This is a genomic window from Gammaproteobacteria bacterium (assembly GCA_028819075.1).
Taxonomy (GTDB): domain Bacteria; phylum Gemmatimonadota; class Gemmatimonadetes; order Longimicrobiales; family Gaopeijiaceae; genus BD2-11.
In genome coordinates this window covers 1-6,724 of sequence record JAPPMM010000042.1, presented here as the reverse complement: position 1 = coordinate 6,724, position 6,724 = coordinate 1, and the positions used below count along the sequence as shown (strand labels likewise).

Genomic DNA, 6,724 nt, shown 5'->3' with positions numbered 1-6,724 from the left:
CGAGAGCTCAAGCGCGGCCGGTCGGGTCGGTTTGGGGAGCCAGCATCGGAAGCGCTGCGGCTGCTGTTAGCCCCCGCCGTGCCGATGAGCCTGGTGGAGCTCTTCTACCGGTAGGTGGACGCTGGCGCGTCTGCCATTTTGTCAGGCTCCCGGCGCAGGCTGGCTCTACGCAGCAGCCTTCGTCTGCCAAAACGGCAGAGTGCCCAGGCTCAGATCGCCTGCTCCAGCACGATGCGCCGCACCCCCTCCTCGAGCCGCTCCAGGTAGTCGTCCAGGTGCTCGGCCGCGATGGGGTTGCCATGGATGGGCGCCACCCACGACACGTCTCGCTCCGAGAACATCTCCCGCAGCACCCCCATGAGCACGGCCGGATCCGCGTAGCGAAGCCAGATCAGCGTGTCGCGGTGGAAGGTGTAGATCTCCTCGCTGCGGAAGCCGTCGGGCAGTTGGCGGGAGGTCAGCCCGGTCTCGTCGTCCGCATGGTGGTAGCCGAAGCCGTCCGCGACGAAAAGCACGCGCGAAGCGCGGTCATAGATCCACGAGGTGTGGGATCGGTCGGCCAGCGGCGGGTCCAGAAAGTCGATCTCGCGCCCGGCCACCTCCAGGCTTCCCCCGATCCGGCTGCGGCGCGCGTACGGAAGCCCCTGGATCTCCGGCTCGCCGGAGGAGGCCACGATCTCGAAGTCGCCCCAGCGACGCAGGAACGCGGGGATGTTGCCCGAGTGCGGATAGTCCGAGTGGGACAGCACCAGCGAGTGGATTCCTTCCCCGGCGGTGGCGCGCGAGATCCGGCGCACCAGGCTCTCGCGATGATAGAACGAGCCCGAGTCGATAAGGATGTTCTGTTCCTCCGCGCGGATCAGGAACACGCTCACGTGGACGTTGCGGCCCCCGCCGAGCGGGTAGTTCTCGGCAATCCAGGACACATCCCGCGTGAGCGCCACCTCCGGATCTGCGCCCAGCGCCGTGACCGTCCGCCGATCCTCGCCCATGGCCCCGCTCACAACACCCCCGTCCGGCCCCCGGTCGCCACCCGCTCCACGACGTCCTTCATCATTTCGAAGTAGCGCGGCACGTCTTCCCGGATCACGGGCCCGTGCGCGGAGGCGATCATGCGCGGGCGATATGTCTCCAGCACCAGATCGATCTCCTTCTGCGTGCGCGCCACATCCACGTACCGCATCCAGAACATGACGCGCCCGTGGAACTCCGCGTAGCGGTCCTCGTCCACGGGGGAGAGGAACTCGTCCGCAAACAGGAGCCCCTCCCCGTCCATCAGCGGCAGCCCCATCCAGTCGACCGGCAGGAGCATCCCGGAGGTTTCCTCGGTCATCCACATCGACATCGCCGCGTCCAGGAAGACGGCGTCGTGGAAGTGCAGCCGCATCCCGCCCAGGTCGAGCGAGTCCCCCGGACCCACCTTGTGCGCGTCCTCGAGGTGGTAGAGTTCGTGGGTGCGCCCGAAGCGGGGCGCGACCAGCTTCGCCCCGGGATGGCGCTCCATTATGCGGAAGGTGTTGCCCGCGTGGGGAACGTCCGGGTGCGAAAGTGCGAGATAGTCGAGATCGCGACCGTCCAGCACCGCTTCCAGATCCGCGAGAATTCGCTCCGTCGCGGCCGGTGAAAGGGTGTCGAAGAGGAGCGTCCGCTCTCCGGCGAAAAGGAAGGCGTTCTGCGGAACGTGAATCTCGCGCCCGGGGCGATACCAGTGGGCTCCGCGGTCGACCAGGGACTTCGCGATCCCCGGCCGATCCGGCCCGAATTCCTGAATCCAGTGGATCCCGGGATGTATTTCTCTGGGCATGGCGCGCCTCGTGGGAGATGACGCCTCTTCGGCGAGAGGCACTCGCGAAGGTGTTGCGGTGGAAGCGCCAGCGCCAGAGGCCGTGTCGAGGCTGGCTCGGCGCCTGCAGCCGACGAAAGCGCTATCGGCGCCCGCCCGGAATCCGTCGCCAGGCACGGTCCGTGGGGCCAAACCGCGCTGCCTCCGTGCGCCCTGGCGCCCGGGTGGCGCGGATCCCCGCGACCAGCAGCGCACAGATCGAGGCCAGAACCAGAGCGGCTGCGGCCGGGAATCCTGCGTGTGACGGCTCGCCGGCCGGAGCAGCCGGCTCGAAAACCGGTACCCGCTCCCAGTCCACCTGCGGGATCGGGGCGGCTGCGAACAGAATCGGCAGGAAATGAGCCTTGAGGCGCTCGTGGTATCGCCGGACCGCGTCCTGGTAGGCGAGCTGGCTGGCCAGATCCGTGGCGGCGAGCCGGTCGAGGGCGAGCCGGGTCGCCAGCGGAGGCACCAGCAGGGACCATCGGCGGGCCCATTCATCCCGCTGCGTCAGGACATCGCGGTAGGCCAGGGAGGCGTCCCGGGCGGCCTGGTCGCCCCGGTGATTCATCGCGTAGTACCATGCCCACGTAAACTCGTCCTCCGGGACGGTCTGGCCGCTCCACTCCGGGTAATCCTTGTAGAAGTCTTCCATCGTCTCGGACGGCGGAAGGTCCCACGCTTCGTGGTATCCCTGGCGCTGGCGCACGGTCAGCTCCAGCGCCTCGGGCACCGGGTGCAGGACCGCGTTTGCCAGGCTCAGGACCGCGGGAGCCAGGAAGGTGAGCGCCACCCACGCGCCCACCAGGACCATCGCGTTGGCGGTAGAGGAGCGGCGCCGGGTCGCGACCCCCAGGCAGAGTGCGAACCAGAAAAGGGTGTGGAGTGCGATCAGCGCGGCGGCCCAGCCCGCGCGGCCCCCGCCGTCGATGCCCGTCGGGGATGCCCCGATAAGCGGCGCCTCGACCAGCGATGCCCCGGCCAGGGCCAGCGCCGTGACCAGGCCTCCCACGAGAATCATGCGCGCGCCGATCTTCGCGGCGAGCAGCCGCCGGGGTCGGGCGAAGAGCCGCGCCATGTCCCAGGTGCCGCGCTCGCGCTCGCCCGAAACGATGTCGTAGGTGACGGCAATGACGAAGAGCGGAATCAGCGCGATGAGCACAAAGGCCAGATCGAGCTTCCCCGCCGCCGCGAGGCGCGGATTCAGCGTCTCCTGCTCGTAGAGCTGTCCTTCGAGCGCCAGCAGGCGAATGCGCAGGTTGGCCGACTCGACCTCCGTCCTGCCGCTTGCGAGCGCCGACAGTCGGGACAACGGCTGTGATGCCGGAAGGGCCAGGTAGTACAGCAACTCGCCCGCTTCGGTCGTCGGAGGATAGCGCGAAACCAGATGGGCGAGCTGGTCCCGGTAGGCGGTTTCGGCCGCTGCCGCGGCGTCTTCGGCGGCCTGGATTCTCCGGTTCCCCTGCCAGCCCGCATGGACTCCGAGCAGCAACAGAAGAACCGCCGCGACCGTGACGCCGCCGGAGCGCATCACCCTGGCGAGTTCAAGTCGTATCAGGCGTGTCCACGCTGTGGCGCCTGAGGACTTCACCTGGCGGCTCTCATCTCGACAGCCGGTCCACCCCCACGCGCGGCAGCCGCTTGCGGCCCAGCCCGAGGCCCGCGAGCGGAAGGGCGATCCACAGCCCGAGCGCGGCCAGCGAAAGAGGCCGATCGGCCAGGACCCGGCGAAGCGAAGGCAGGTCCGACCGAAAGACCGGGAATTGTGTCCAGTGCTGGCGCGCAAGACGCTGAGCGCGGTCGTTCTCGTAGTGGATCTCGTGGGTGTGGAGGTCGTTCAGCCGCTGGATGATGGCATAGCGATGAGCTTCGGCCTGCGACCGGAACGCCTCCACTGCCTCCGGACCGGTTCCCGCCGCCGCCATCGACAGGTCCCGCGCCGCCAGGTGGGGAGAGAGCAGCCCCAGCCACGCCATGACCCGGTCCTGCCGGCGATGGACGGCGAGCAGTTCCTGATGTTGTTCCTCGTTGATCCGGCTGGTGGCCGCCTCCCCCTCGCGGCTTACGACGCCTGCCCAGTTGATCGGAAGCTCCTCGACCGACGCCACCTGGTAGCGCGCCAGGTATTCGTCGCGCAGGGCGCCGAAAAAGGGATCGTCCGGGTTATGGCTGTCTCCTACCTGCTTCTGCGCCTGCTCCACCTGGGCGGTGAACTCGGCGCGCGACGGCATGGGATGAAGCGCATTCGCCAGGGAGGCGCTCAGGCGTGGAGCCGCAACGCACAGCACGACCCAGATGGCGACGAGCCGGGCCAGAGCGGCTCGGGAAGAAGCGCTGCGAGACGAGACCCAGACGGTCAGGAGCACCCACCCGGCAAGATACGCCGCGTAGGTTGCCGCGAGCGCCAGTATCCGCGCGATGGAGGACTGGTCTCCACCTCCGGCGGCGATGAATGCGGCCGTGACCAGCGCGATCGGAAGGGCCGCCACCACGGCCGCCGCCCCGACGCCCAGCGCCTTCCCGGCCATGATCCGGGCCGGCGTCGCGCCCTGGGCCAGAATGAGCGGCAGAGTGCCCTTCTCTCTTTCTCCGCTTACCGACGCGAATCCTGCCGCTACGATCAGCACCGGCAGGAGCAGGCCCAGCACGGCGGCCGGCGTGAGACGTCCGAAACTCAGCATCGCCGTCGCGTGTCGCGCATCGCCGAAGCTGGCGGTGTTCTGGCGGTGCCCCTCCAGGAAGAGCGACGTCCCCGCGAAGGCGCCCACCCCCGGGTCGAAGAACGCCAGGGGCGCCTCCTCGCGGAAGACCAGGAACCCGTAGTGGATCACCCGGTGCGGATGACGTTCCGGCTGCTGCGCCCACTGCCGGTCGACCACCGCCTGGTAGCGTGCACGCTGTTCCGCTTCGCTCGCGGCGTGATGCCGCGCTGCGAGGACGGACACGATCCCCAGAGCGGCGACGAGCCCCAGCAGGAACACGAAGTAGCGATCCTCGCGCATCGCACCCACCTGCCGGCGCGCGATCAGAAGAATGTTGCTCATTGTGCCGCCGATGCGCCTCAGTCCGCGCCCCGCACCCGGCCCAGCCCGACCCCCGCGCCCGCGCCCACCAGGACAAGGAGTCCGCCCAGGACCGTGAGCGGAACACTCGCACGGTGTGCCACATCGGCGCCTTCCTCGTCCGTGAGGTGGAACTCCGGCACGTTCGGAAGGACGCTGGCGTCCATCTGCTCGCCGGCGAGGATCGCGGGCACGAAGAACCCGCGCCATTGCTCGGCGAACGCCCGTACCTGCGACTGGAAGCCCGCGAAGCGCGCGTCGCCCGTCCCCGCGGCGTCGATGAGCACCTCCTGGGCCAGCAGCGCCGGCGACAGGAACCGGTAGCGCCGCACCAGGGCGATCTGGTCGGCTCGGCGCGCATCGTGTTCGCCCGTCACTTCCTCGAGGCGGCTGTTCACGGCGTCCGTGGCGGCCCAAGCGAGCGCGCCCAGGCCGGGCTCCTCGGCCACCACGCCCTCGACCATCTCGGGATGGTCCTCCAGGTAGCGGGCGAGCAGTTCGCTTCGTTGGTTCACGGCGTCGTTGGAGGCCTCGCGCTGGGCGGTGACCATTTGAACGCGCGACGGCAGCGGGTGCAGCAGGCCCGACGCAATGTTGATGGCGGCCGGAAGCACTACCACCAGGACCAGCCACGCCCCCACCAGAACCGTGGCGTTCCACGCGGACGATCGGCGCAGGCTGTTCACCCACGCCGCGAGCACGAACCAGAAGAGCGCGTAGGTGACCACGGTGGCGCACCACAGGAGCACCCGGCCCGGCGAGCCGAACCCGCCCGTGACCAGAATCCCGAGCAGCGAGGCCGCCAGCACCATGCCCACCACCACCAGCGCGCGGAAGGCCAGCTTCGCCGCCACGACGCGGCGGGCCGACACCGGCTGAGAGAGCGTCAGGGCGAGGGTCCCCTGCTCGCGTTCCTCGGAAAGCACGTTGAAGCTGAGCGCCAGAACCAGAAGCGGCAGCAGGTAGATCACCACGAAGGCCAGGTCGAAGCGGCCGACCATGAGGTTGAGGGGGTTCTCGACCTCGCCGTTCTGGTGGAACGACGATTCGTTGGTGTAGATGTTGACGTCGTAGTAGTAGGGCAGGAGGTCGCTCTGACCGACCGCAAGCGCCGTCAGGGGACCGGGCGCCAGCACTGCGGTATGGCTGCCTCGTGCCCCGCCAAGGACGTTCGGGGAGCGGGGATCGGAGAAGCGCGAAGCCGGCTCGGCGCCGCCTGCGATGGCGGCCAGCTCCTGCTCGATCGCGCGGGCGCGCTCGACGTTGCCGGTCTGCACGGTCTCCACCGTGCGCTCCTGAAAGCGCATCCAGACCACCCCGTTGGCCAGCGCGTAGACGAGAAGGACGGCAAAGAGCCCGAGCACGATGCGTAGCGCCCGGTCGGCCATGAGCAGGCGCCATTCGTTTCGGAGGACGGTGCGCGCGGTCATGCTACCCCACCTCCGCGCGCCGGACCCGCACCGAAGCGGCCACGACTGCCCCGACCAGCCACGTCCCCAGAACCAGGATCGACAGGATGCGGTTGCCCAGCACCCAGCCCAGCGTCGGGGCGGCGTACTCGAGCGGCGGCGTCTCTTCCCACAGTTCGGGCCCTGCCAGGTAGGTGTCGCCCGTGCGGGAGTTGTCGGCCAGATCACCGTTCATCCGCCGCATCAGATCGCGGCGGTACGCCTCCGCGGCGGTGGCGAAGTGCCGGTGCTGTTCGACATCGGTCCCGGCCAGCCCCATGGAGAGTGTGCGCACAGCCAGCAGCGGCGCGACCACCGCGAGAGCTTCGTGCACGACGCCCTGCCGCTCGAAGGTGTCCCACAACGCGCCGTAGTTGCGGTCGAAGATGCGG

Annotated in this window: 6 protein-coding genes; all 6 read right to left on the bottom strand. The window is 69.1% G+C overall.

All coding sequences use genetic code 11. From position 1 onward, the window contains the following. Positions 1–209: 209 nt before the first annotated feature. Entirely contained in the window at positions 210–992 is a 783-nt protein-coding gene (locus tag OXU32_10380) for an MBL fold metallo-hydrolase (GenBank protein MDE0074352.1), read from the bottom strand. A gap of 8 nt (positions 993–1,000) precedes the next feature. Beyond that, positions 1,001–1,804: an MBL fold metallo-hydrolase gene (locus OXU32_10375; protein ID MDE0074351.1), complete on the bottom strand. Its 804-nt coding sequence runs from the start codon at positions 1,802–1,804 to the stop codon at positions 1,001–1,003. 121 nt (positions 1,805–1,925) lie between these two features. Then, positions 1,926–3,413, bottom strand: coding sequence for a DUF3526 domain-containing protein (locus tag OXU32_10370; protein ID MDE0074350.1), 1,488 nt, complete (start codon positions 3,411–3,413; stop codon positions 1,926–1,928). A gap of 10 nt (positions 3,414–3,423) precedes the next feature. Continuing rightward, on the bottom strand, positions 3,424–4,866 hold the full coding sequence (locus OXU32_10365) for a DUF3526 domain-containing protein (GenBank protein ID MDE0074349.1): 1,443 nt from the start codon (positions 4,864–4,866) through the stop codon (positions 3,424–3,426). 17 nt (positions 4,867–4,883) lie between these two features. Further along, positions 4,884–6,314: a DUF3526 domain-containing protein gene (locus OXU32_10360; protein ID MDE0074348.1), complete on the bottom strand. Its 1,431-nt coding sequence runs from the start codon at positions 6,312–6,314 to the stop codon at positions 4,884–4,886. A gap of 1 nt (position 6,315) precedes the next feature. Beyond that, a partial coding sequence (locus tag OXU32_10355) for a DUF3526 domain-containing protein (protein ID MDE0074347.1) occupies positions 6,316–6,724 on the bottom strand: 409 nt, incomplete at its 5' end.

Bases quoted from the DNA above. Each gene is read 5' to 3' on its own strand.
- OXU32_10365 (MDE0074349.1), bottom strand. From the start codon at position 4,866: ATGAGCAACATTCTTCTGATCGCGCGCCGGCAGGTGGGTGCGATGCGC.
- OXU32_10360 (MDE0074348.1), bottom strand. From the start codon at position 6,314: ATGACCGCGCGCACCGTCCTCCGAAACGAATGGCGCCTGCTCATGGCC.
- OXU32_10375 (MDE0074351.1), bottom strand. From the start codon at position 1,804: ATGCCCAGAGAAATACATCCCGGGATCCACTGGATTCAGGAATTCGGG.
- OXU32_10380 (MDE0074352.1), bottom strand. From the start codon at position 992: ATGGGCGAGGATCGGCGGACGGTCACGGCGCTGGGCGCAGATCCGGAG.